The sequence below is a fragment of the Candidatus Fermentibacter sp. genome (assembly GCA_030373045.1).
Taxonomy (GTDB): domain Bacteria; phylum Fermentibacterota; class Fermentibacteria; order Fermentibacterales; family Fermentibacteraceae; genus Fermentibacter.
Map to the genome: position 1 here is coordinate 43,940 of JAUCPW010000027.1, position 19,665 is coordinate 63,604.

The 19,665-nt window shown below is 67.9% G+C and carries 20 protein-coding genes; 8 read left to right on the plus strand and 12 right to left on the minus strand.

Translation table 11 applies throughout. The features are described 5' to 3' along the window. Window positions 1-4: 4 nt before the first annotated feature. Genes QUS11_05275 through QUS11_05295 form a run of 5 tightly spaced genes read right to left on the minus strand, consistent with a single transcriptional unit; the run spans window position 5 to window position 5,890 of the window. Window positions 5-1,852, minus strand: coding sequence for a glycosyltransferase N-terminal domain-containing protein (locus QUS11_05275; protein MDM7992705.1), 1,848 nt, complete (start codon window positions 1,850-1,852; stop codon window positions 5-7). Next, entirely contained in the window at window positions 1,842-2,939 is a 1,098-nt protein-coding gene (gene lpxB, locus QUS11_05280; GenBank protein ID MDM7992706.1) for a lipid-A-disaccharide synthase, read from the minus strand. Before lpxB ends, QUS11_05275 begins: the two co-directional genes overlap by 11 nt. Then, window positions 2,939-3,847 (minus strand): Gfo/Idh/MocA family oxidoreductase, encoded by a 909-nt coding sequence (locus tag QUS11_05285; protein ID MDM7992707.1) that lies wholly within the window; start codon window positions 3,845-3,847, stop codon window positions 2,939-2,941. The genes lpxB and QUS11_05285 overlap by 1 nt, the downstream gene beginning before the upstream one ends. 1 nt (window position 3,848) lies before the next feature. Further along, the gene (locus tag QUS11_05290) at window positions 3,849-4,886 is read right to left on the minus strand and encodes a GntG family PLP-dependent aldolase (GenBank protein MDM7992708.1); all 1,038 of its coding nucleotides are present in this window, start codon (window positions 4,884-4,886) and stop codon (window positions 3,849-3,851) included. A 2-nt stretch (window positions 4,887-4,888) separates the two neighbouring features. Continuing rightward, a complete protein-coding gene (locus QUS11_05295; protein MDM7992709.1) occupies window positions 4,889-5,890 on the minus strand; it encodes a D-alanine--D-alanine ligase family protein in 1,002 nt (333 codons plus the stop codon). 96 nt (window positions 5,891-5,986) lie between these two features. Here QUS11_05295 and QUS11_05300 point away from each other — a divergent pair, with 96 nt between their 5' ends. From QUS11_05300 to QUS11_05310, 3 genes are read left to right on the plus strand one after another with little or no spacing between them, the layout of a single operon-like run. Beyond that, window positions 5,987-6,922 carry an NAD-dependent epimerase/dehydratase family protein gene (locus QUS11_05300; GenBank protein ID MDM7992710.1) on the plus strand — a complete coding sequence of 312 codons (936 nt, stop codon included), beginning with the start codon at window positions 5,987-5,989 and terminating at the stop codon, window positions 6,920-6,922. Further along, window positions 6,923-7,489: an HAD-IIIA family hydrolase gene (locus QUS11_05305; protein ID MDM7992711.1), complete on the plus strand. Its 567-nt coding sequence runs from the start codon at window positions 6,923-6,925 to the stop codon at window positions 7,487-7,489. Further along, a complete protein-coding gene (locus tag QUS11_05310) occupies window positions 7,486-8,166 on the plus strand; it encodes a hypothetical protein (GenBank protein MDM7992712.1) in 681 nt (226 codons plus the stop codon). Before QUS11_05305 ends, QUS11_05310 begins: the two co-directional genes overlap by 4 nt. Window positions 8,167-8,168: 2 nt before the next feature. On the opposite strand, the gene QUS11_05315 is transcribed toward QUS11_05310, so the two are convergent. Then, window positions 8,169-9,464: a ComEC/Rec2 family competence protein gene (locus QUS11_05315; GenBank protein MDM7992713.1), complete on the minus strand. Its 1,296-nt coding sequence runs from the start codon at window positions 9,462-9,464 to the stop codon at window positions 8,169-8,171. On the opposite strand from QUS11_05315, the gene QUS11_05320 reads away from it, so the two are divergent. Both QUS11_05320 and QUS11_05325 read left to right on the plus strand, forming a co-directional pair. Further along, window positions 9,421-9,993 (plus strand): TrmH family RNA methyltransferase, encoded by a 573-nt coding sequence (locus QUS11_05320; protein MDM7992714.1) that lies wholly within the window; start codon window positions 9,421-9,423, stop codon window positions 9,991-9,993. The genes QUS11_05315 and QUS11_05320 overlap by 44 nt on opposite strands. Before the next feature lie 16 nt (window positions 9,994-10,009). After that, complete coding sequence (locus tag QUS11_05325; GenBank protein ID MDM7992715.1) at window positions 10,010-10,477, plus strand: 4Fe-4S binding protein; 468 nt, start codon at window positions 10,010-10,012, stop codon at window positions 10,475-10,477. A 72-nt stretch (window positions 10,478-10,549) separates the two neighbouring features. Here the strand turns inward: QUS11_05325 and QUS11_05330 are convergent, their stop codons facing one another. The 4 genes from QUS11_05330 to QUS11_05345 form a co-directional block, all read right to left on the minus strand. After that, on the minus strand, window positions 10,550-10,885 hold the full coding sequence (locus tag QUS11_05330; protein ID MDM7992716.1) for a type II toxin-antitoxin system PemK/MazF family toxin: 336 nt from the start codon (window positions 10,883-10,885) through the stop codon (window positions 10,550-10,552). Further along, window positions 10,879-11,127 (minus strand): AbrB/MazE/SpoVT family DNA-binding domain-containing protein, encoded by a 249-nt coding sequence (locus QUS11_05335; GenBank protein MDM7992717.1) that lies wholly within the window; start codon window positions 11,125-11,127, stop codon window positions 10,879-10,881. The genes QUS11_05330 and QUS11_05335 overlap by 7 nt, the downstream gene beginning before the upstream one ends. An 89-nt stretch (window positions 11,128-11,216) precedes the next feature. Next, the gene (locus QUS11_05340; GenBank protein MDM7992718.1) at window positions 11,217-13,112 is read right to left on the minus strand and encodes a M1 family aminopeptidase; all 1,896 of its coding nucleotides are present in this window, start codon (window positions 13,110-13,112) and stop codon (window positions 11,217-11,219) included. An 18-nt stretch (window positions 13,113-13,130) separates the two neighbouring features. Further along, window positions 13,131-14,714, minus strand: coding sequence for a nucleoside kinase (locus QUS11_05345; protein MDM7992719.1), 1,584 nt, complete (start codon window positions 14,712-14,714; stop codon window positions 13,131-13,133). Between the two features lie 364 nt (window positions 14,715-15,078). Between QUS11_05345 and QUS11_05350 the strand changes: the two genes are divergently transcribed. Genes QUS11_05350 through xseB form a run of 3 tightly spaced genes read left to right on the plus strand, consistent with a single transcriptional unit; the run spans window position 15,079 to window position 17,269 of the window. Further along, window positions 15,079-15,456 (plus strand): hypothetical protein, encoded by a 378-nt coding sequence (locus tag QUS11_05350; protein ID MDM7992720.1) that lies wholly within the window; start codon window positions 15,079-15,081, stop codon window positions 15,454-15,456. A gap of 2 nt (window positions 15,457-15,458) precedes the next feature. Continuing rightward, window positions 15,459-16,919, plus strand: a complete 1,461-nt coding sequence (xseA, locus tag QUS11_05355) for an exodeoxyribonuclease VII large subunit (GenBank protein ID MDM7992721.1) — start codon at window positions 15,459-15,461, stop codon at window positions 16,917-16,919. Continuing rightward, on the plus strand, window positions 16,916-17,269 hold the full coding sequence (gene xseB / locus QUS11_05360) for an exodeoxyribonuclease VII small subunit (GenBank protein MDM7992722.1): 354 nt from the start codon (window positions 16,916-16,918) through the stop codon (window positions 17,267-17,269). Before xseA ends, xseB begins: the two co-directional genes overlap by 4 nt. A gap of 29 nt (window positions 17,270-17,298) precedes the next feature. Here the strand turns inward: xseB and QUS11_05365 are convergent, their stop codons facing one another. Together QUS11_05365 and miaB are read right to left on the minus strand one after the other, a co-directional pair. Beyond that, window positions 17,299-18,321: a glycosyltransferase family 9 protein gene (locus QUS11_05365; GenBank protein ID MDM7992723.1), complete on the minus strand. Its 1,023-nt coding sequence runs from the start codon at window positions 18,319-18,321 to the stop codon at window positions 17,299-17,301. Beyond that, a complete protein-coding gene (miaB, locus tag QUS11_05370) occupies window positions 18,300-19,655 on the minus strand; it encodes a tRNA (N6-isopentenyl adenosine(37)-C2)-methylthiotransferase MiaB (protein MDM7992724.1) in 1,356 nt (451 codons plus the stop codon). The genes QUS11_05365 and miaB overlap by 22 nt, the downstream gene beginning before the upstream one ends. Window positions 19,656-19,665 lie beyond the last annotated feature (10 nt).

Genomic DNA, 19,665 nt, shown 5'->3' on the forward strand with positions numbered 1-19,665 from the left:
GGCCTCAGATCCAGACTCCGGCCCTGCGAAGGGCCTCTTCGAAGCGCCCGAGCGCCTCGCGCCCGGGTGACATGCCCAGATCCCTCATGACCGCAGGATCCGCCCCGCATCTCATCATCCGTCGAAGGACCCCGGAAAGGCCTTCCTGGTCGGAGACGGCAACCGCGCCGATCTCGACGCCCTTCGCGACCTCCCGGGCGAAGCTCCCGTGGTTCGGACCGACTACGGTGGGAATGCCCCGCAGCAGGGGTTCCAGGATGTTGTGCCCTCCGAACGGGGCGATCGTCCCGCCCACGAATGCGACGGTGGCGCATCCGTACAGCCGTGAGAGCATGCCCCTGGAATCCACTATCATGCAGCCGCCATCCGGAGGAGGCCCGGGCTCCGACCAGCGCATGGTGCGGAAACCCAGTCCCCCCAGGGCCGCTTCGACCTCCCCCAGCCTCTCGAGATGCCTCGGGGCGATCACCGGGAACAGCCCGGCCTCCCGGGCCGCGGTGGCCACGACCTCCTCCTCGCCCGGGCGCGTGGATCCCGCCACGAGCACGGGGCCGCAGTCCGAGAGCCTCTCCATCCATTCCGGGGGGGGATCGCCGGGATCGCTCAGGGCCTTCGTATCGCCGGTCACTTCGATGATCGACGGGTCGACCCCGAGCTCCCTGAACCTGGCGGCGTCATCCCCCGTCCTGCAGAGGACCGCGCAGAAGCACGACAGCAGCCTCCCGGCGCAGCCGCCCGCCAGGAGCCGGTATCCGCGCAGGCTCCCGGCGGAGATCCTGGCGTTCACCGAGATGCAAGGGACTGATGCCAGGAGGGTGCGCAGCAGGAGGTTGGGCCAGATCTCGGTCTCGGCGAGGACGAGGGCCCTGGGCCCGACCGCCCTGAGGAACCTGCCCACCCAGTCGGGATTGTCGAGGGGCAGGAAGCTCCCCTGCACTCCGGACCGCTCGACGGCCTCCCTGCCCGCCGGCGTGAAGCAGGTGAGATGGACGGGGATGCCTCGCGCGCGAAGGTGCACGGCCAGGGGGAGCAGCCCGTTGATCTCGCCTGCGGAGGAGCCGTGCATCCATACCGGCCTGTCGGCCCTCGGGGCTACGATGCCCATCCTCTGCCTGCGCTCCTCCCCGGGCCTGCGGATCATCGCGGCGGCGACGGCAGGTCCGAGCAGGCGCCCGGCTGTTTCCGACGCCGCCTCGAAGAGCCTGCCAGAAGGGCCCGACAGGAAGTCGGCGAGCCTCGTCACGCGCATCATCTCGTGCTCGATGTGGAGAGCGGCCTGGGAGGCCGTGACGCCCCTCGGGGGCGGAGGCACGGCGCGCCCCTCCACGACGACCATCCTGGCGAAGGGCAGAGGCAGCCTGAAGGAGTCCCAGGAATGGAGGACGGCTGCCGGATATCCCGACGAGGCTATGGGAACGGCGGGCCTGCGGCCCAGCCTGGATATCTGCACGAGCCCGGCCTTGGCCTTGTAGACGGGTCCGCGGGGACCGTCGGGGGTGATGGAGCAGTCGACGCCCGACCTGAGCACCGAGGCCATCCTCCGGAGAGCCTCGAGCCCGCCGCGCGAGCTCGATCCCCTTATGACCGGGAAGCCCAGCAGCTCCACCACCTTCGAGACGTAGTCGCCGTCCCTGTTGAGGCTGACCAGGCTCGTGATGCCCTCGCGCCGGTGGCTCAGCACGAGGGGGATCTGCCGTCCGTGCCAGAGGCAGTACAGGACTGGAAGCCCCCTGGGGCGCCCGGCGCGGCCGGCGGGAGGCCTCCGGTAGTCCACCCTCCAGCCGGCCCGGAGCAGGGTCAGCAGGATGAGGCCGGCGAAGCCCCTGTCGCCCGCGACGAGATCACGTATCACGGAACTCCGTGGCGAGTCCGGCGAGAACACCTTCCGCGGCCCTGGCCGCGGCTCCCGGCGGACCGAGCGACTTTCGCACGAGGTCGAGCTCCTCGACGGCACGGACCCTTTCGGCAGAATCTGCAAGCAGCGGTGCCAGGGCCTCGATGGCCCCCTCACCGGTGGCATCCCCCTGGACCAGCTCCCGCGCGACGCTCCTGCCGGCGGCTATGCTGGCGAGGCAGATCCTGTCCACTCCCCTGACGAGGAGCCTGGCGAGCAGGTAGTTCAACGACGAGGTCCTGTACATGAGGACGAACGGGACTCCGTGGAGCGCGGTCTCCAGGGTGGCCGTACCAGAGCAGACCAGCGCCGCACGGGCGCCGGGCAGGGCCGCGGCGGTCCCGTCCACCAGGGAGCATCGCCTCTGCGCAGCGCCTTCGTAGAGTCCGCGGGGCACGGTACGCGATACGGCGACGCGCACCTCCCGGGTATCGCCCGAAGCCCTCATCAGATCGACGCAGTCGAGCATCCGGGGCAGGAGCCTCGCGACCTCGTCGGGGCGGCTTCCCGGAAGGAGGGCCAGGGCCTGCCCCCCGGGCGAAGGAGCCGGTATGGAATCGACCAGGGGATGTCCGCACCAGAGCGCCCTCACGCCTCTCCGCCCGTAGATGTCCGCCTCGAATCGGAAGAGCGTGATCATCAGGTCGACGCTGCGGGCGATCCCGCGGAGCCTCCATCCCCCCCAGGCCCAGAACTGGGGCGAGATGTAGTAGACGACCCTGAAGCCCCTCGTCCGCGCCCATTTCGCAAGCCTCAGGTTCAGCCCGGGGTAGTCGACGAGGAGGAGTGCGTCGGGCCTCCTGGCGAGGCACTGCCGCTTGAGCTCCTTCTCGAGCGCGCGGAGCCTGCCGAGCGAGGCCAGCACCGAAGAGAACCCCATGACGGAATAGTCGGCGAGGTGGGCTGTCAGCTCGACGCCGGCGCCGGCCATAGCGTCGCCACCCAGGCCGAAGCACGGGATGTCCGCCCTCTTCGACAGTTCGGAACAGAGTTCCGCCGCCCGGAGGTCCCCCGAGGGCTCCCCGGCGGAGACCATCAGGAGCATCAGGCCGGTCCCGGGGTCATCCTGGAGGAGATCAGCTCGGCCGCCCTTATCGCCCTGACGCCTTCGGCGGCGCCGACGAGGGGCCTGCCGCCGCCCGCGCAGGCCGACAGGAAGTCCTGGAGCTCGCAGGTCAGGGGGTCCGCCTCCTTCACCTCCACGGCCACCGGTATGATGGAATCGCCCTCGACCCTCAGGGCCTCGACGGTCCTGCCGGCGAAGTCGACCGAGACGTACCCCCTCTCCTGGAAGAACCTCAGCTTGCGCATGGGTTCCCTGGATATCCGGCTGGCCGTGAGGTTGGCCACGGCGCCGTTCCCGAACAGCACCCTCGCGCTCGCGATGTCCACCTTGTCCGTGAGGACCGCCACGCCCGAGGCGTGCACCTCCGCGACCGGGGCATCGACGAACGAGAGGACGAGGTCGATGTCGTGGATCATCAGATCCATCACAACGGAGACGTCGGTGCCCCTGGGCTTGAAGGGCGCGAGCCTGTGAGCCTCTATGAACATCGGATTCCTTATGGCCGAACCGGCCGCGACGACCGCGGGATTGAAGCGCTCCACGTGCCCCACTGCGAGCACGAGACCCCTCGACTCCGCCTCCGAGGCCATCCTGGCCGCGTGGTCGGAATCGGACGCGATGGGCTTCTCCACCAGGATGTGCCTGCCGGCCGCCAGGGCCTCCATCGCGACGTCGAAGTGGGTGACGGTGTTCGAAGCTATGACGACGGCGTCGACTCTGGAGAGGAGACCGGCGGCGGACGCCTCCCGCCTCACCCCGAGCTCCGCCGCGACCTCGGCCGCCCTGGCCTCCCGCACGTCGAAAACCGACACCTCGGACGCCAGGGATCTCAGGATCCTCGCATGGTGGTAGCCGAGATGGCCGACACCGATCACTCCCGCCCTCATCCTAGCCTCCGAATGCGGACAGGATGTCCGAGGCGAACCTCACATCCTTTTCCGCCAGTGAGAGATGCGTCACGAGCCGGAAGCTCTCCGGGCCCATCGCCAGGCAGCCTATGCCGAGGCTGCCCAGGGCGGAGACGACCGAATCGGAACCTATTCCGGGGGTCCTCACGATCACGATGTTGGTCTGTACGCGCGAAGGATCGGCCTCGAGCAGCGGGGAGGCCGCGGCGGCCGAAGCCAGGGCCTTCGCCCAGGAATGCGTCCTCTCCAGTCTCCTGAGGTTGTGATCGAGGGCGTACCTGCAGGCGGCCGCGAGGATGCCTGTCTGCCTCATCGCGCCCCCGTGACGCTTCCTGAACCACCGAGCCCTGGCTATCTCGTCCCTCCCGCCTGCGAGCACCGAGCCCACCGGGCAGCCCAGCCCCTTCGAGAAGCAGACAGTGACCAGCGAGAACCCGGAGCACAGGTCGGCGATGTCGCATCCGAGGGCGGTCGCGGCATGCCAGAGCCTTGCCCCGTCGAGGAAGAGCCTCGCCTTCCGCGCCGCGGCGACCCTGCGTACGGCGTCGACACCCGCGCGCGGGAGCACCAGGCCTCCGAGGGTGTTGTGCGTGTTCTCGAGGCATACCAGCCTTCGTGGCGCGAAGTGGATGTCGGGACTCCTGGCCAGGGTCGCGTCGATCTCGGAAGGATCCGGCAGGCCGTCTGGCCCCTCGTCGAGCCTGTGGAGCTGGATGCCGCCATTCAGGGCAGCCTGGGCCCCCTCGAAGATGTAGACGTGGCTCCTGCTGCCGCACACAACCTCGTCGCCGGGATCGGCCAGCACCCTGACCGCGACTCCGTTGGACATCGTGCCGCTCGGCATGAAGACGGCGGCCTCGAAGCCGAGCATCCCGGCAACCCTCTCCTCCAGGGCGTTCACGGTGGGGTCCTCGCCGTATACGTCGTCACCGACCTCTGCGTGGGCCATCGCGTTCCGCATGCCCAGCGACGGCACGCTCACGGTATCGCTCCTGAGGTCGACCCTGAACCTGCCCAAGGCTACCTCCAGAGTCCGACGGGGGGCCTGGAGAGGGCCTCCCGGAGGATGGCGTCCATCAGGCCTTCCGCGGGAAGGCCCGTGGCCTCCCAGAGCTTCGGGAACATGCTGATGGCCGTGAAACCGGGGATCGTGTTGATCTCGTTCAGGTACACTTCGTCGTCGCCCGCGAGGAAGTCCACCCTCGCGAAGCCCCTCCCCCCGAGCAGGGAGAAGGCCCGAGCAGCGCGGGCACGGACCTCCGCGGCCCGTCCGGCGTCCAGCCCGGCGGGTATCAGCAGGCGCGAGTCGGAACAGCCGTACTTGGCCTCGTAGTCGTACCAGCTCCTCCCCGGGACGATCTCGCCGGGGACGGAGGTCTCGACCGAGGCGCCGGTGCCCAGGACGCTCACCTCTATCTCCCTCGCGTGCTCGACGGCCTTCTCCACCAGGACCAGCTCGTCGTATTCCAGGGCCCTGGCGACGGCCTCCTCGAGCTCCCCGGCATCGGCCGCCCTCGAGATGCCCACGCTCGAGCCCAGGCGCGCCGGCTTCACGAACAGCGGCAGGCCGAGTCCGGCGATGATCTCCCCGGCACCGGGTGCAGGACGCCCCGCGAGTATCTCGATCCACGGGACCACCGGGATGCCGGCGCCGGAGGCCAGCTCCTTGAACACGATCTTGTTCATGGCGACCGCCGAGGCCATCACCCCCGCCCCGGCGCAGGGCCAGCCGGCCATCTCGCAGAGACCCTGGATCGTCCCGTCCTCCCCCAGCGTTCCGTGCAGGACGGGGAAGAGAACGTCGAATCCGACTGCGGCGCCGCACCTCGACAGCTCCCACCTGGGCTTCGACATGTCAACGGAGACACCGGCGCCGTCGACCGTCCAGGCCCCGTCGGAACCGATGACGGCCGTGACGGTCGAATGCCCGGCACGGGCCAGGGACTCCAGGACGAACCGGGACGATTCCAGGGAGATCTCCCTCTCGGCGGAACGCCCCCCGCAGACGACGAGTACTTTCATCATGACCTCCAGACGCAGTATGATGACTACGCCCGCGCGCATCTGTCCACAACCCGGATGCAGCAGTGCGGAAGACCCGAAACACGGAGGCTCCCGATGCGGATACTGGTGACCGGCGGCGCCGGCTTCATAGGGTCCAACGTGGCCGACATGCTGATCGACAGGGGCCACGAGGTCCACGTGATGGACGACCTCTCCACGGGCTTCAGGGAGAACCTGAACCCGGGCGCCGTGTTCCACGAGCTCGACATAAGGAGCCCCGAGGCCGCATCCGTGGTCAGGGACGGAGGATTCGACATCCTGTGCCACCATGCCGCCCAGATGGACGTCAGGAGGTCGGTGAGGGAGCCCCTGTTCGACGCCGACGTGAACATAAGGGGAACCATCTCGCTGCTCGAGGCGGCCCGGTCGGGCGGCGTCAGGAGGGTCATCTACGCATCCACCGGAGGCGCGGTCTACGGCGAGCCGGAGACCATCCCCGTGGCCGAGAGCCATCCCGTCAACCCGATCTGCCACTACGGCATAAGCAAGCACACCGTGGAGCACTACCTCTTCCTCTACCGGCACCTCTACGGCCTGGACTACGTGGTGCTGAGATATCCCAACGTCTACGGGCCCAGGCAGAACCCGCACGGCGAGGCCGGGGTCACGGCGATCTTCACCCTTGCCTACCTCGAGGGCAGGCGGCCCAGGATCAACGGAGACGGCAGCCAGCTCAGGGACTACGTCCACGTGCGCGACATCGCCAGGGCCAACCTCATGGCGATGGATCTCGACAGGAGCGACATATCGGGCCGCATCTTCAACATCGGGTGGGGCGAGGGCAGGTCGGTCAGGGAGCTCGACGGAATCATCCGAAGGCTCACGGGCACGGAACTCGTGCCCGAGCAGGGCCCCCCCCTCCCCGAGGAGATACTCAGGATATCCCTCGACGCGCGGCTCGCGGCCGAGGTGCTGGGCTGGAAGCCCGAGATAGGGTTCGAGGAGGGTCTGGCCGACCTGGTCGCGCATCACAGGGGGAGGCGCCGCTAGGTGCGCGAGCCCGTCTTCCTCGACAGGGACGGGGTCATCAACGAGAACGTCCCCGACTACGTCCGGACCCTGTCCTTGTGGATGCCCATACCGGGCTCGCTCGAGGCCGCAGCCGCCCTGTCCGCCGCCGGGCATCCCGTGGTCGTCGTCACGAACCAGTCGGCGATCGGCCGCGGGCTGGTCGACGCATCGACGGTCGACTCGATAAACGCCCTGATGTCCCGCAGGATAGAGGCCGTCGGGGGAAGGCTCTCGGGCGTCTACGTATGCCCGCACCGGCCCGACGAGGGGTGTTCCTGCAGGAAGCCGGAAACGGGCATGATAGAGGCTGCCAGGCGCGACCTCGGCCTTCCCCCGGGGGGCTGGCTGGTGGGCGACGCGGAGACCGACATGGAGATGGGCAGGAGGGCCGGCCTCGAGACCGTCCTGGTCATGACCGGCAGGGGCCGGGAGCAGGCCGGGCTCGCCAGGCCCGGAAGCCCTCCCGACCATGTGGCGGCGGATCTTGCGGAGGCGGCGGCGATCATCCTCGGGGCGGACGCCCCGGACCAGGGAGGTTCGAGTTGAGGAGGCGCACGGCCAGCAGGGTGAGGTCCGTCGTCGCGATCGCCCTCCCCTTCGTCATCCCCATTCTCGCACTGGGGATCTGGATAGTGTCGGAGAGCACGGGCCAGGACCTCGACGATTCCGGGATAGTGGCTTCGATCGACGCATCGGGTTCGGGGACGACCTACCTGTCCACCCTCCTGCCCGACGGGCCGTCGGCGGTGTGGACATGCTCCGCCGGCAGATTCGCCGAGAGCGACGAACCCACGGCAGGCGGCAGGAGCGTCACCTGGCATCCCGACCCAGGCTTCTCCGATTCCGTGACGATAGTGGTCACCACCCCCTCCGCGGTCGACTCGGTCAGGTTCCTGCCGTTCATCCCGCAGCTCACCCCGAGCATCACGGTGTCGGCCGCCTATCACCTGGGCGTGATGGACCGCGCGCGTGACATCTCGCTCTCGTCCGGCAGCTACAGGGTCCTGGTCGAGGACGACAACCTGAGCGAATACGACGGCCTGGTGGTCCTGGTGGTCCACCGGCCCGGGGAGGGGCGCTGGGCGGCGGCGGTGCTCCCGGGAGACACGCTCATGCTCGACCTGCCCCTGGGCGCCCAGGTCGAGGCTCTCGGGCTCGACCATACCGAGGATGCCCTGGACAACGGCGGAAGCGTCCTGATAACGTTCGAGACCGCGCAGTAGGCTCAGCCGAACCTGCGGAGGAAGCCCCTCCTCTCCGACACCAGCCAGCACGCGGCCATGGCGGCCACCCAGAGCCAGGCCCAGTGTCCGCCCTCGAACCGCACAACCGGCAGCCGCATGAGACCCAGCAGGCCCAGCCAGAGGAAGACCGACCACTCCTCGATCCTCGCGAAGGGCATCCAGACGATCGGAAGCAGCGAGAGCGCACCCGCGAACATCGTGAGGGCCATGAACGGCGTAGTCGCCACCGTGGCAGGAGCCGAAGCGAGCGCCAGGCCGCCGTACAGGCCAGTCAGGATGGGCGCAAGCCCCATCGTGATCGAGATACCCGACAAGAGGCCGGTCAGGGGCGCCGTCCAGGCAGGCCCGAACCGCCACCTGATCGTGGTGAGCACCAGCACGGCCACGAACGACATCTGTGCTCCTGCGTCGTATGCCGATTCCGGATCGGCGGCGAGCACGGCCGCGGCGGCGATCGCCCAGACGGAATGCCCGGGCGCCCTGATGCCGAGCACCGGTAGGAACGCGGCCGAGACGGCCATCACGGCCGCCCTGACCGCGGGGGGCCTGGCGCCGGAGAACTGGGTGTAGACGGCGGTCATCGCGAGGCACACCAGGGCGGCGAAGAGGGGTCGCCTGCGCCTGAGCCCCCTTCCGACGAGGAGATATGACATGGCGGCGACGACACCGACATGGTAGCCGGAGACGGAGAGGATGTGCGTGGTCCCGGTCTCCCTGAAGAGAAGGCGGACGGCGTCGGACAGGGTCGACCTGTCGCCAGAGACGAGAGCGGCGGCCAGAGCCGACGGTGTGCCCGGGCCGAGCCTCGCCCGCCAGGTCTCCAGAGCCCTCCTCCTCAGCCTGGCGAAAGGGTCGCGGGAGCGGATGACGGTGTGGTCGCAGACGGACAGCGAGCCCCGCTGCTCGAGCCCCAGCACCCTCAGCGAGTCGCCTTCCATCGTATCGGTGTGGATCCACTTGCCGTCGAGCCAGATCCTGCCCGCGTCGCAGAGCAGCACGGCGCCCTCGCGGGTGACGACCTCGGCGCGGCCCTCGAACACGCCCGACCTGCCCGGGGGTTGCAGGGACGACCCTGCATGCGGTACCTTCCCGGATGCTGCCAGCAGGAAGAGGCCGCAGGCGAGCAGCAGCCTGCCTGCGAGCCTCCTCCCTGAGGCGGCGGAGGCGAGCCCTCCCAGTACGAGCGATGTGCCGGCCAGCGGGTGGAGGACCGGCGCGAGGAAGATGCCGGAGATGTACGAGGCCGTGAGCCAGAAGAGCCAGGGCGAGAGGGACATGTCAGCCCTCCCGGCGAGGCTGCACTCGCCCGGGACGACTCCCCTGTTCATCCTCGACAACTTCAGGAGCGCATTCAACGTGGGTTCCGCGTTCAGGACGGCCGAGGCGGTCTCCCCGGCGGCGGTGCTCCTCACCGGAGTCTGCGCGCTGCCCGGCAACAGGAAGCTCGCACACTCCGCCAGGGGCACGCAGGCCTGCGTGCCATGGCGCTACTTCGAACGCGCCGGGGATGCGGTCATGTGGGCCCGCGGCACCGGCCGCAGGGTAGTGGCCCTCGAGCGGACACCCGACAGCATCCCTCTCTACGAGGCGGACTTCGATGCCTCCGATGCGTTCCTCTTCGGCAACGAGGCGCTCGGCATCAGCCCGGAGGCGCTCTCCGCCAGCGGGCTCTCCGTGCACTTCGTGCAGTCCGGCGTGAGGAACTGCCTCAACGTGTCCAGTGTAGTGGCGATAGTGGCCTCCGAGATCCAGAGGAGGAGGCTCGGATGCCGGATACGGCTCCCCCGCGGCGGGAGCCTCGCGTAAGGAAGAGGGGTGCCCGATGCCCGTGCCCTTGCTGGCAGCCATCGTCTCCGTCCTCGGGTGGATCTACCAGGTCGACCCCGCGATCTGCAACGGATGCGGCAACTGCATAGGATCGTGTCCTGAAGGTGCCATCAGCATCCAGAGCGGCGATGCGGTCATCGACCCAGGACTCTGCACAGGATGCGGGATATGCGTCAACTACTGCCCCAGGGGCGCGATCTACAAGACCTGGTACACATCCGCTCCGGATGAGGGAATGCCGGTGATCCATGCCCCCAGCCCGAACCCTACGGCGGGGTTGTTCACGGTTTCCGCACCGGAAGGCTGCCTGGTGGAAGTGGTGGACATGGCGGGCAGGCTCGTCGCATCGACGACCTCCCCCGGCGGTGAGGCATCGCTCGACATCACCGGGCAGGCCCCCGGCACCTACCGGGTCATCGCCGGCGGCGAACCCGCCGGCCCGGTGGTGCTGCTCGGGCGCTAGACCGTTCCGCTCCCAGAATGCAGCGATGGGTCTGAGGAGTCGGTGATGCTCACGGTTCTCTTCTCGCCCTGATCAGGGCGAGAACATCTCCCGCAGGACGGACAGCGCTCGATCGAGCACAGCCGGCGCGATAGACCCGACCCGCCTGACGAAACGATCCCGGTCGACTGTGCGGATCTGGTCGAGGACTATGGATCCGTCCCTGTCCTGGAAGCGGCAGGGGACTCTGAAGGGGTATGGATGACCCCCGGTCGTCAGGGGGGCCACGATATGCGTCCTGAGATGCGAGTTGAGCTCGTCGGGTGAGACGACCACGCAGGGCCGCATCTTCCTGATCTCCCCGCCGACAGTCGGATCGAGGTCTATCAGCAGCACGTCTCCGCGGCGGACCTCCGGAGCCTTCACCATTCCCACTCTGATTCGTCGAAGCGGGTCTGATGCTGATCCAGCAGGAGATCATCCCCTCCGTTCCGGTACAGGGCGGCTGAGGCATCGGCCCAGCCGGCCCGCGGCGCTTCGACGCGGGAGATGGTTATGGATCCCTCACGGATCTGAAGGTCGACCTCGTCGGAGATGCCCGCCTGCTCGATGAGTGGTTTGGGAAGCCTCAGACCCCTGGAATTGCCTATCCGGATTATGCGCGCCTTCATGCCGCCTCCCTGCTTCGTGATTACATTGTAGTCACATCGCAGGCTGTGGTCAAGTTACCTTTCTCGAGAGTCAGCCCGGCGACTGGCATTCACAGGATGGTCAGGCGGGTGGTCTGGCGGAGTCCGCGGGACGAGACCGCCTCGAGGAGGTATGTGCCCGCAGGCAGGGATAGGCTCCCCAGGGAGCGCTCGCCCGGCTCGAGCGACCGGCGGGCAACAACTCTTCCCGTGAGGTCATAGACCATGATGCTCAACGGCTCCCCGTCCATCCCGGGCCAGTACAGGACAAGCCCGGAATCGCCCGAAGGGTTCGGCGAAACGCGCAGGAGACCTGCCCCGCCTTCGGGCACGTCGGGATCCACACCGAGGAGCGATGTGGACAGGACATGGTGTCCCGGATCGAAAACCACGCTCTGGGGTTCGAATTCGAAGATGAACGTCTCCGTGTCCCCCTGCACGTCGTTCCACATCGTCACGAGCGAGTCGCCGCCGATCCCGTGCACCGAGAACTCCAGGGGCATCGTGAAGAACGTCCCTCCGCCCTGGGCCTGGTGGACCGAGATGTCGAGCTCCCACACCGACCCTGCCTGGGTGATCTCATAGTCGATGTCATAGACGGGATAGGCCACTCCGTAGACCCATTCGTCGAAGAACCACGAGAGATCGGACCCGTAGCTTTCCTCGAAGTGTCCCTCGAGGTCCAGGGTTGTCGCGAGCCCGAAGGCGTGATGGGCCCGGTATCCCGACAGGGATTCGTAGAAGCACTCGTCCCCCACCACGTTCCGGAGCATGTGCAGGACGCTCGCGCCCTTCTGGTAGGTCGTGTAGCCCCAGAGCTCCTCCGGTTCGCCGAGGGGGAACACCTCGCCGCTCTGCAGGTAGGGGACCATGATGTCCGACACCATGTACTCGTCATAGGCATCGGGGCCGTAGTACTCCGCCCAGAGCGCCTCGCAGTAGGTCGCGAACCCCTCGGACAGCCAGACGTCGTCCCAGTCGGACTCCGTCACGCAGTTGCCCCACCATGAGTGCCCCATCTCGTGTACCACGATCGGGTCGTTGTTCGTCTGCCCGTTTATCAGGGACTGGAGGTGGTAGACCTCCGAGGTGTGCTCCATGTCGCCCTTCGGGGTCTCGACATAGGAGAACTTGCAGTCCCACGGGTACGGGCCGAAGAGGCTCTGGAGCCTCGTCATCATCAGGTCGACGTTCTGGAAGCTGCCGAGGGCGTCAGGTACCTCGGACGGGTAGACATAGTAATGGATCCATGGGAGGGTCGAATCCGCCAGGTCGACGTATTCTGACGCCGAGACCGCCGCGAGGTAGGTCGACATCTCCTCGTCCAGAGCCCAGTGCCATGTCGCCTTCCCGCCCGCGTAGGAGACGCCGAGCAGGTTGCCGTTGGCCACGACTTCGACGCTGTCGTCCACTGTGACGAGGAAGTCGAACGAGGCCTTGTCCGCGGGATGGTCGTGGCACGGGAAGAAGCACTTGCCCAGCGACGGCGGCATCGTGTAGACGCCCACGCCCATCTGGTAGGAGACGTAGGGGTGGAACCAGAAGCCTCCGAACTTGCCGGGTCCCTCGTTCCAGGGCTGGCCGGAGTAGGCCACCTCGACCCACGATGTGTCGCCCGGGTAGATGGTCGGACCCAGGTCCACCAGCAGGGTGTCTCCCTCGTGGGTGAACGCGAGGGCGCCCGACGGGCCTGTGACGGACTGCACCGCAAGCGACTTCAGTTCGAGGAGGAGGTCCGTCAGAGGGGTGGTGCCGGGGGTGAACCAGATCCTGCATGATCCATCCAATTCCTCTTCGGAAGGTATGATCTCCAGATCTATCTCGTAACGCACCACGTCCTGGTCGGCCGGGGACTCGGCATCACCTGCAAAGGCTCCGTCATGCCTGGTGAGGGCGGCGACCCTGTGTCCGGGTCCGCCGTCGGGCGAACCGATCGTCACCATGAGGATGGCAAGGGGGATCAGCATAGCGACCTCCTTTCCCGGTCAGCCCTGCCCCAGCAGGTGCCCCCCTATGAACTCTCTCAGGAGGCTCAGGCGTGGGACTACATCCGCGTCGATCGGCCTCACCAGCGAAAAGACCGAGAGCAGCCTGCGCGCCGTGTCGTAGGACCCGCTCCCCTCGGGGACGGTTTCCAGTATCGGTGTGGCAAACGGCTTGAGAACAGGGATTTCATATGGAAGGGACGAGTTGAACATCGCATCCGCCATCTCCTGGAACGGGAAGATGTGGAGCCTCTCGCCCCTCCTGACGCTGGGCCACTTCCGGATGGTCTCCTCTCCCGAATAGCCCCTGGTCCTTCCGTCGCGCGTCATCCTCCTGATGAGCCGGGAGTCGGAGGTGGACATCCTGGTGAGTCTGTCGATGTTCATCTGGGTGAGGGCCGAAACATAGATCCTGTACTTCGCCGACGGATCGACTCCAGGGGTCAGCCTGTCATTGAGCCCGTGGATGCCCTCGATCAGCAGGAATTCGTTGGGGAGCAGCCTCATCGGTGTCTGCCCGTCCCTCCTGACCCCCTCGATGAAGTCGAACACGGGCAGGAGCACCTCCCTCCCGTCGAGCAGCTCGCTGAGATGCCTGCCGAACAGGTCGGTCTCCAGAGCCTCGAGGCACTCGAAGTCGTAATCGCCGTGCGAATCCTTCGGAGTATCGTCCCGGTTCCTGAAGTAGTTGTCGACGCTGATGCTCTTCACGCCGAAACCCTGAGCCCTCAGCGACATCCCCAGGAGCCTGGTGAAGGTGGTCTTGCCGCTCGAGGACGGCCCGGCTATCGTGACGACCCGCCGCATCGGGAACATCCCCTCCAGTGCCATCACGATCTCGGTCAGGCGGTACTCCTGGTAGAAGTGGCTCATCGCCACCACCTCGAGGCCGCCGTCCTCCTCTATCCTGGAGTTGAGCTCGTCGATGTCCCTGACGCGCATCCTCGAGCCGTGCTTCTCCTCCAGGTCGAACTCCCTGGCCAGCTTGGGCCTGTCCTCCCAGGGCGCCATGGAAGGCCATTCGAGGGAGCCGGGGAACCTCAGGACGAAGCCCGCGTCGAGCGGGTGGAGCTCGAACAGTTCGAGCATCCCCGTGGACGGGAGGACCGGACCTGTGCCGAAAGCGGAGGAACCTTCCAGAAAGTTGATGCGGTAGGGGATCGAGCCGTCCCACCACCTCCCGAGGGAATCCGGGATAGCCACGCCCGGATCCCTTCCCGCCATCGCCGTCCCGAACGGGATGTCGGCTGCTATGATGGAGTCGAGGGCGGACGTCAGGGCGCCGCAGATCTCGGCGCTCGAGATCCCCGGCCTGTCCTCCAGCCTGCACTTGTATCCCAGGGAGAGCGCGTGCTCCACCCACAGGCCGGATTCGGGGAACACCCTGCGGCTGGCCGCGTCCAGCGCCAGGATCAGGCTGCGCCTGTAGACCTCGCGTCCCTCCGACACCCAGGGCAGCACCGCATGATAGGAGGCTCCCGCCGCGGCCTCGTCGGTGAGGGGGATCACCAGGCCTGCCTCGTCCACCGCGGCCACGGCCCTCTTCCTGTGCTTCTGCTCTATCGCGTCCAGAACTGTGCCCAAGTCGCTCCTCCATCGAGATGCCGGGGTGCTCCCGGCCGGAGATCGATAATAACCCGGGACGCCGGGACGGGGAATGACGGGCCCGGTCCGGTTTCGCGAATCTCATATATTCCGCCGATAAATCGACTATCGGTTAAGCTCTCCATCGATCTCCCGCGATATGGGCCGGGCGCCCCGAACCCGGGGCAGGATCGGTTCATCGTCCCATGGCATGGCCGGTTGAGGCGCGATCCACCGCGGGGAACCTCCGGGAAGGCCATGGATTCCGCCATGACGGGATGCACGAAGGAGGGAACAGTTGACCCGGGACGGCGGTATCTGCAGTTTAGACGGGCATGACACCCGGACCGATCAGGAGGATGCAATGATCGATCTGCTTGTACTGGCTGCACTTCTATCGACCGAGCCCCTTCTCTCGTCCACCGACGTGCTCGAGAGGGGCGCCACCACCGTGTACACACTGACGGTGATGGAGGGCACGGACTACTGGATCGTTCTCGACTGCCCCCCTCCCCCGGCGGACTTCGATGTCACCGTCGCCTCGAGGGACATGGACTTCGACGAGTTCATGAGCCTCCCGTACTACGAAGACTACCTCTATGCGAGGGGATTCTCGATCGCCGACGGAGGCAGCGAGGGCTCCGAGAGCTTCACCCTCACGGCCCCCTATACCGGCCCTGCCTTCATCGTGATCCACGACATAGGCGAAACCGGCGGGAGCTACGACCTGAAGGTCTACTGAGCTTGAATCCCGGGCCCGGCGGGGACATCTCCGTTCTCGAGCTGAACACGAAGGTCCGGGATCTCTTCCAGACCGTCTTCCCGTATCCGGTATGGCTGAGGGGCTCCCTCTCCGGTAGACTCTCGCCCGGCCAGAGCGGCCACACGTACTTCCAGCTCCTCGACGAGACCGCCGGCGGAGGCCAGGCGGCCGCATCCGTCGACTGCGTGCTCTTTGCCGGTGCACGTTCGATCGTGGCGAGGGACTTCGCCAGGATGGGCATGCTCTTCCGGCCGGAGCCCGGGATGAGCGTCAGGGTCCTCGGACGAGTCGACCTCTGGCCGCGTTCCGGCAGGTTCCAGTTCATCGTCGAGGCCTTCGACCCGTACAGTTTCGGTTCGGCTTCGGAACTCCACCTCAGGGCTGTCGTGGACAGGCTCGCGAAGGAGGGCCTGACGACCCGCAACCCCTCCCTCCCGTTCCCCGCCCTGCCGCTCCGCATCGGACTGATAAGCGCCCCCGGCTCCGCCGCGCTCGAGGACTTCCTCTCGACCCTGCGCGAGAGCGGCTTCCCGTTCGAGGTCGTCTTCCACCCCGCGATGATGCAGGGCGTGACCACGGGGCAGTCGCTCCTCGCCGCCCTGGCCCGCCTCGGGCGGATCGACGGGCTGGACGCCGTCGTAATCACCAGGGGGGGCGGTTCCGCCCAGGATCTGGCCTGGTTCGACTCGGAGCCGGTCGGGAGGGCGATCGCAGCCTTCCCGGTGCCGGTCATCTCCGGCATCGGGCACGAGATAGACTTCACGGTCCCGGACTTCGTAGCTCATACGAGGGCCAAGACCCCGACCCACGCGGCGTCCATCCTGGTCGACAGGGTGGCCGATGCCGCGCAGGAGCTCGACGGGGCCGCCAGGGCTCTCGGCTTCTCGATCCTGCCCAGGCTCGGGGCTGAGATGAACAGGCTCGAATCCTCGGCCTTCATGCTGCTTTCGGGTGTGGCGTCGGTGTCGAGAGGCGTCACGGGGACCCTGGACAGGAGCCTTGCGTGGCTCGGTCCGGCCGCGGAACGGAGGATCGCCTCCGCCGACCGCAGGCTGTCCTCCCTGTCCGACGGCATTTCGATCCGGAAGATCTCCGGCAGGCTCGAGAGGGCCGGCATCCATCTCGAGGATGCTCTGTCCGGGCTCCCGGAGGCCTGCGGGCGGAGGCTCCGCGAGGCCGACCGGAGGATCGGCATCCTCTCCGCTTCCGTGGAGGCGCGCGAACCCGCCAGGATGCTCGCCCTGGGATGGGCCGTGGCGAGCGACGAGCACGGCAGGATTCTCAGATCGGTGGAAGGAACGTCCCCGGGCCGCGTCGTGCGGCTCAGGCTGAGCGACGGCCGCATCACCGCGCGGACCGAGGCAGTCGAGCGCGACGATGCCGCGCACGCCGGCCCCTCGAGTCCGGGCGGCTCACCCGGCCCGGAACGGAGTGAAGGATGAGCAGGAGGAAGGGACCCTCTTTCGAGGAGCAGATGGAGGAGCTGACAGCGATAGTCGACGGGGTCGGCAGGGAGGACTGCCCTCTCGACGAGCTCGAGTCGAGGGTCCGCAGGGCGGCCGGGCTCATCCGCGAGCTCAGGGCGAGGCTGGCGTCGACGGAGATGTCCGTCCGCGAGGTGCTGGACGGGCTGGCGGCCGACCGCAGGGCCAGGGATGCCCGCCCGGGTGCGCCGGACAGGTCGCTCGGTGGCCAGGCGGCTGACGGAGCCGGCGGAGATGAAGCCGATGAAGACGAGGACGACGAGGACGACGGAGATGACGAGGACGGAGAGGACGACCCGGAGGACTGACGGGCGGGTCGGGCCGCGATCCGCTCCCCTCAGCCGCGCCCCGGGACCGGGAGCATGGCCCGGGCGGCTTCCAGCACCATCCCGGCCGGAGATCCGGCGGGGTCGCAGAGCACCCTCGATCCCTCCGAGAGCGGTCCGAACCTGGAATGGTTGGGGAACCTGAACAGGGCCAGCACGGGGACTCCCAGTGCGGAGGCCACGTGCATGGGTCCGTTGTCGGCCGTCACGAACAGGTCGAGCCCCGACACGGCGTCGAGCAGCCCGTCGATGTCGAGCGCGGGAGACACCGCCGGGCCCCGACCCTCCAGGCTGCATGCGATCGCGTGCTCCTCCGGGCCGGACCAGAAGAGCGTCACCCTTCCCATCCCGCAGAGCCCTGTGGCTATCCCGGCAAGCGTGTCACGGGGGATGAACTTGCCCCTGCTGGCCCCCACATGCAGGCCGATGCCGCCGGGAGACGACGCCCCCCGGGCCCTCAGCACCGGTGGCGAGAAGCCCGGCCATCCCTTCCAGAGCGATCCCAGCCGGTGGAGAGTCAGGCTCTCGTGGTCATCGGGCGACATCCCCGGGACCAGGTGCGTGAACCAGCCGTCCTGCCCCCCCGCTTCGGATCCGATCCTCGTCACGGCTCCCGACAGGCGGCAGACCGCTGCCCCCGACAGGGAGAACGCGAAGGGATGCGAGGCGTCCACCGCGCAGTCGAATCCCCGGGCGCGGAGTCTCCCGGCGAATCCCGGGAAGAGCCAGGGGCGCGAGGCCATCCGGGCCTTGGCCACCGGCAGGACGTCGTAACCCTGCCCGGCGGGCAGGGCGGCGAAGCGGTCGCTGGCGAGGAGGGTGACCAGCGCATCGGGGAACCTGCGCCGGAGCCCGTCCATCAGGGGCAGCACCAGCACGAGGTTGCCCAGCCTCGAATCCGGCCTCACCACCAGCACGGAACGCGGTTCCGGCGGCTCGCAGCCGGCGACCGGGCGCGCGGGACCTCCCAGCATGCGCGCCAGGATCCTCCTGGATGCGCGCTCGAGCGGTTTCAGCGGCCTGCGCCGGCCCATGCCTCGCATGCCTCGAACCGCTCGGCCCCCCCCAGCTCCCTCTCGAACCGCGCGAAATGGGTCCAGCCGTCGCCCGACTCGATCTCCGCGAGGACGAAGCGGCCTGCAGGCGCGGGCGTTCCCTCGAAGACCACGGCCCTGTTGCCCGCGGTCCTGCCCAGGGTCTGGCCGGGCCTGCTCCCCGGCCCCGTGACAAGGACGGGCACGAGCCTTCCGGCCAGCCCGGCCGAAAGCCTCCGCGTGACCGCCCCCTGTATCTCCTGGAGCCGGTGCAGCCTCTCGAGCCTCGTCCGCACCGGAACCGGCCCCTCCATGGCGGCCGCCGCCGTACCCTTCCTCTCGGAATACCTGAAGAGGAAGGCATAGTCGAACCCGACCTCCTCGAGGAGGGCCGCGCTGTCCTCGAGATCTCCCTCCGTCTCGCCGGGGAACCCCGCGATCATGTCGGTGGACAGCACGATCCCGGGCATCGCCTCGCGGAGCATGCGCACCTTCGCGAGGTAGGCGCCGCGCGTGTATCCCCGGTTCATGGCGGCCAGCACGGAGTCGCTGCCGGACTGCACCGGGAGATGGAGCATCCTGCAGACGTTCCTGCACGACGCCATGGTTTCGACCAGACCCTGGGTGAGGTCGCGGGGATGGCTCGTGACGAACCGGACCCAGGCTCCTCCCGCGGCCCTGGATACGCGCTCGAGTAACTCGGGGAAGCCTGTCCCGCCCGAACTGTAGGAGTTCACGTTCTGTCCCAGCAGGGTGATCTCGCCGTAGCCGGAGGAAGCCAGAGAGGCGACCTCCGCGAGGACCTCCCCCGCCGGCCGGCTCCTCTCGCGGCCCCTGACGTAGGGCACGATGCAGTAGCTGCAGAAGTTGTCGCATCCCCTCATGATCGTGACGAAGCTCCTCGGGAAGGTGCGCCTCACCGGCACGACGCCCTCGTAGTGGTGATCCCCGTGCCCGATGGAGGCGGATCTTCCCCCCTCGAGGATTCCGGGGAGATCCCGGTACCTGTCGGGACCAACGGCATGGTCGATGACGGGGAACCTTTCGAGGAGGGCGCTCCCGTGCTCCTCGGCAACGCAGCCGCAGATTGCCGTGACGGGCCTTCCCCGACCGCCCCGGCTCGCACCGAGCTGTGTGATGCGGCCGAGCGCCCTCACCTCCGCATGCTCCCGCACGGCGCAGGTGACCACGAGGATGGCGTCGGCCCCGTCGGGATCCTCGACCCTCGACCAGCCTGCCGCATCGAGGATTCCGCAGATGTTCTCGGAATCGCTCACGTTCATCTGGCAGCCGTAGACCTCCATCCAGTACCTGCGCGCCGGAACGGCTTCCATCCCGCCTCCC

Coding starts and splice junctions, on each gene's coding strand:
- QUS11_05315 (MDM7992713.1), bottom strand. CDS start 9,464: ATGTCCCTCTCGCCCTGGCTCTTCTGGCTCACGGCCTCGTACATCTCC.
- QUS11_05285 (MDM7992707.1), bottom strand. CDS start 3,847: ATGAGGGCGGGAGTGATCGGTGTCGGCCATCTCGGCTACCACCATGCG.
- QUS11_05300 (MDM7992710.1), top strand. CDS start 5,987: ATGCGGATACTGGTGACCGGCGGCGCCGGCTTCATAGGGTCCAACGTG.
- lpxB (MDM7992706.1), bottom strand. CDS start 2,939: ATGCTCCTGATGGTCTCCGCCGGGGAGCCCTCGGGGGACCTCCGGGCG.
- QUS11_05350 (MDM7992720.1), top strand. CDS start 15,079: ATGATCGATCTGCTTGTACTGGCTGCACTTCTATCGACCGAGCCCCTT.
- QUS11_05340 (MDM7992718.1), bottom strand. CDS start 13,112: ATGCTGATCCCCCTTGCCATCCTCATGGTGACGATCGGTTCGCCCGAC.
- QUS11_05325 (MDM7992715.1), top strand. CDS start 10,010: ATGCCCGTGCCCTTGCTGGCAGCCATCGTCTCCGTCCTCGGGTGGATC.
- QUS11_05335 (MDM7992717.1), bottom strand. CDS start 11,127: ATGAAGGCGCGCATAATCCGGATAGGCAATTCCAGGGGTCTGAGGCTT.
- QUS11_05320 (MDM7992714.1), top strand. CDS start 9,421: ATGTACGAGGCCGTGAGCCAGAAGAGCCAGGGCGAGAGGGACATGTCA.
- QUS11_05365 (MDM7992723.1), bottom strand. CDS start 18,321: ATGGGCCGGCGCAGGCCGCTGAAACCGCTCGAGCGCGCATCCAGGAGG.
- miaB (MDM7992724.1), bottom strand. CDS start 19,655: ATGGAAGCCGTTCCGGCGCGCAGGTACTGGATGGAGGTCTACGGCTGC.
- QUS11_05330 (MDM7992716.1), bottom strand. CDS start 10,885: ATGGTGAAGGCTCCGGAGGTCCGCCGCGGAGACGTGCTGCTGATAGAC.
- QUS11_05295 (MDM7992709.1), bottom strand. CDS start 5,890: ATGAAAGTACTCGTCGTCTGCGGGGGGCGTTCCGCCGAGAGGGAGATC.
- xseB (MDM7992722.1), top strand. CDS start 16,916: ATGAGCAGGAGGAAGGGACCCTCTTTCGAGGAGCAGATGGAGGAGCTG.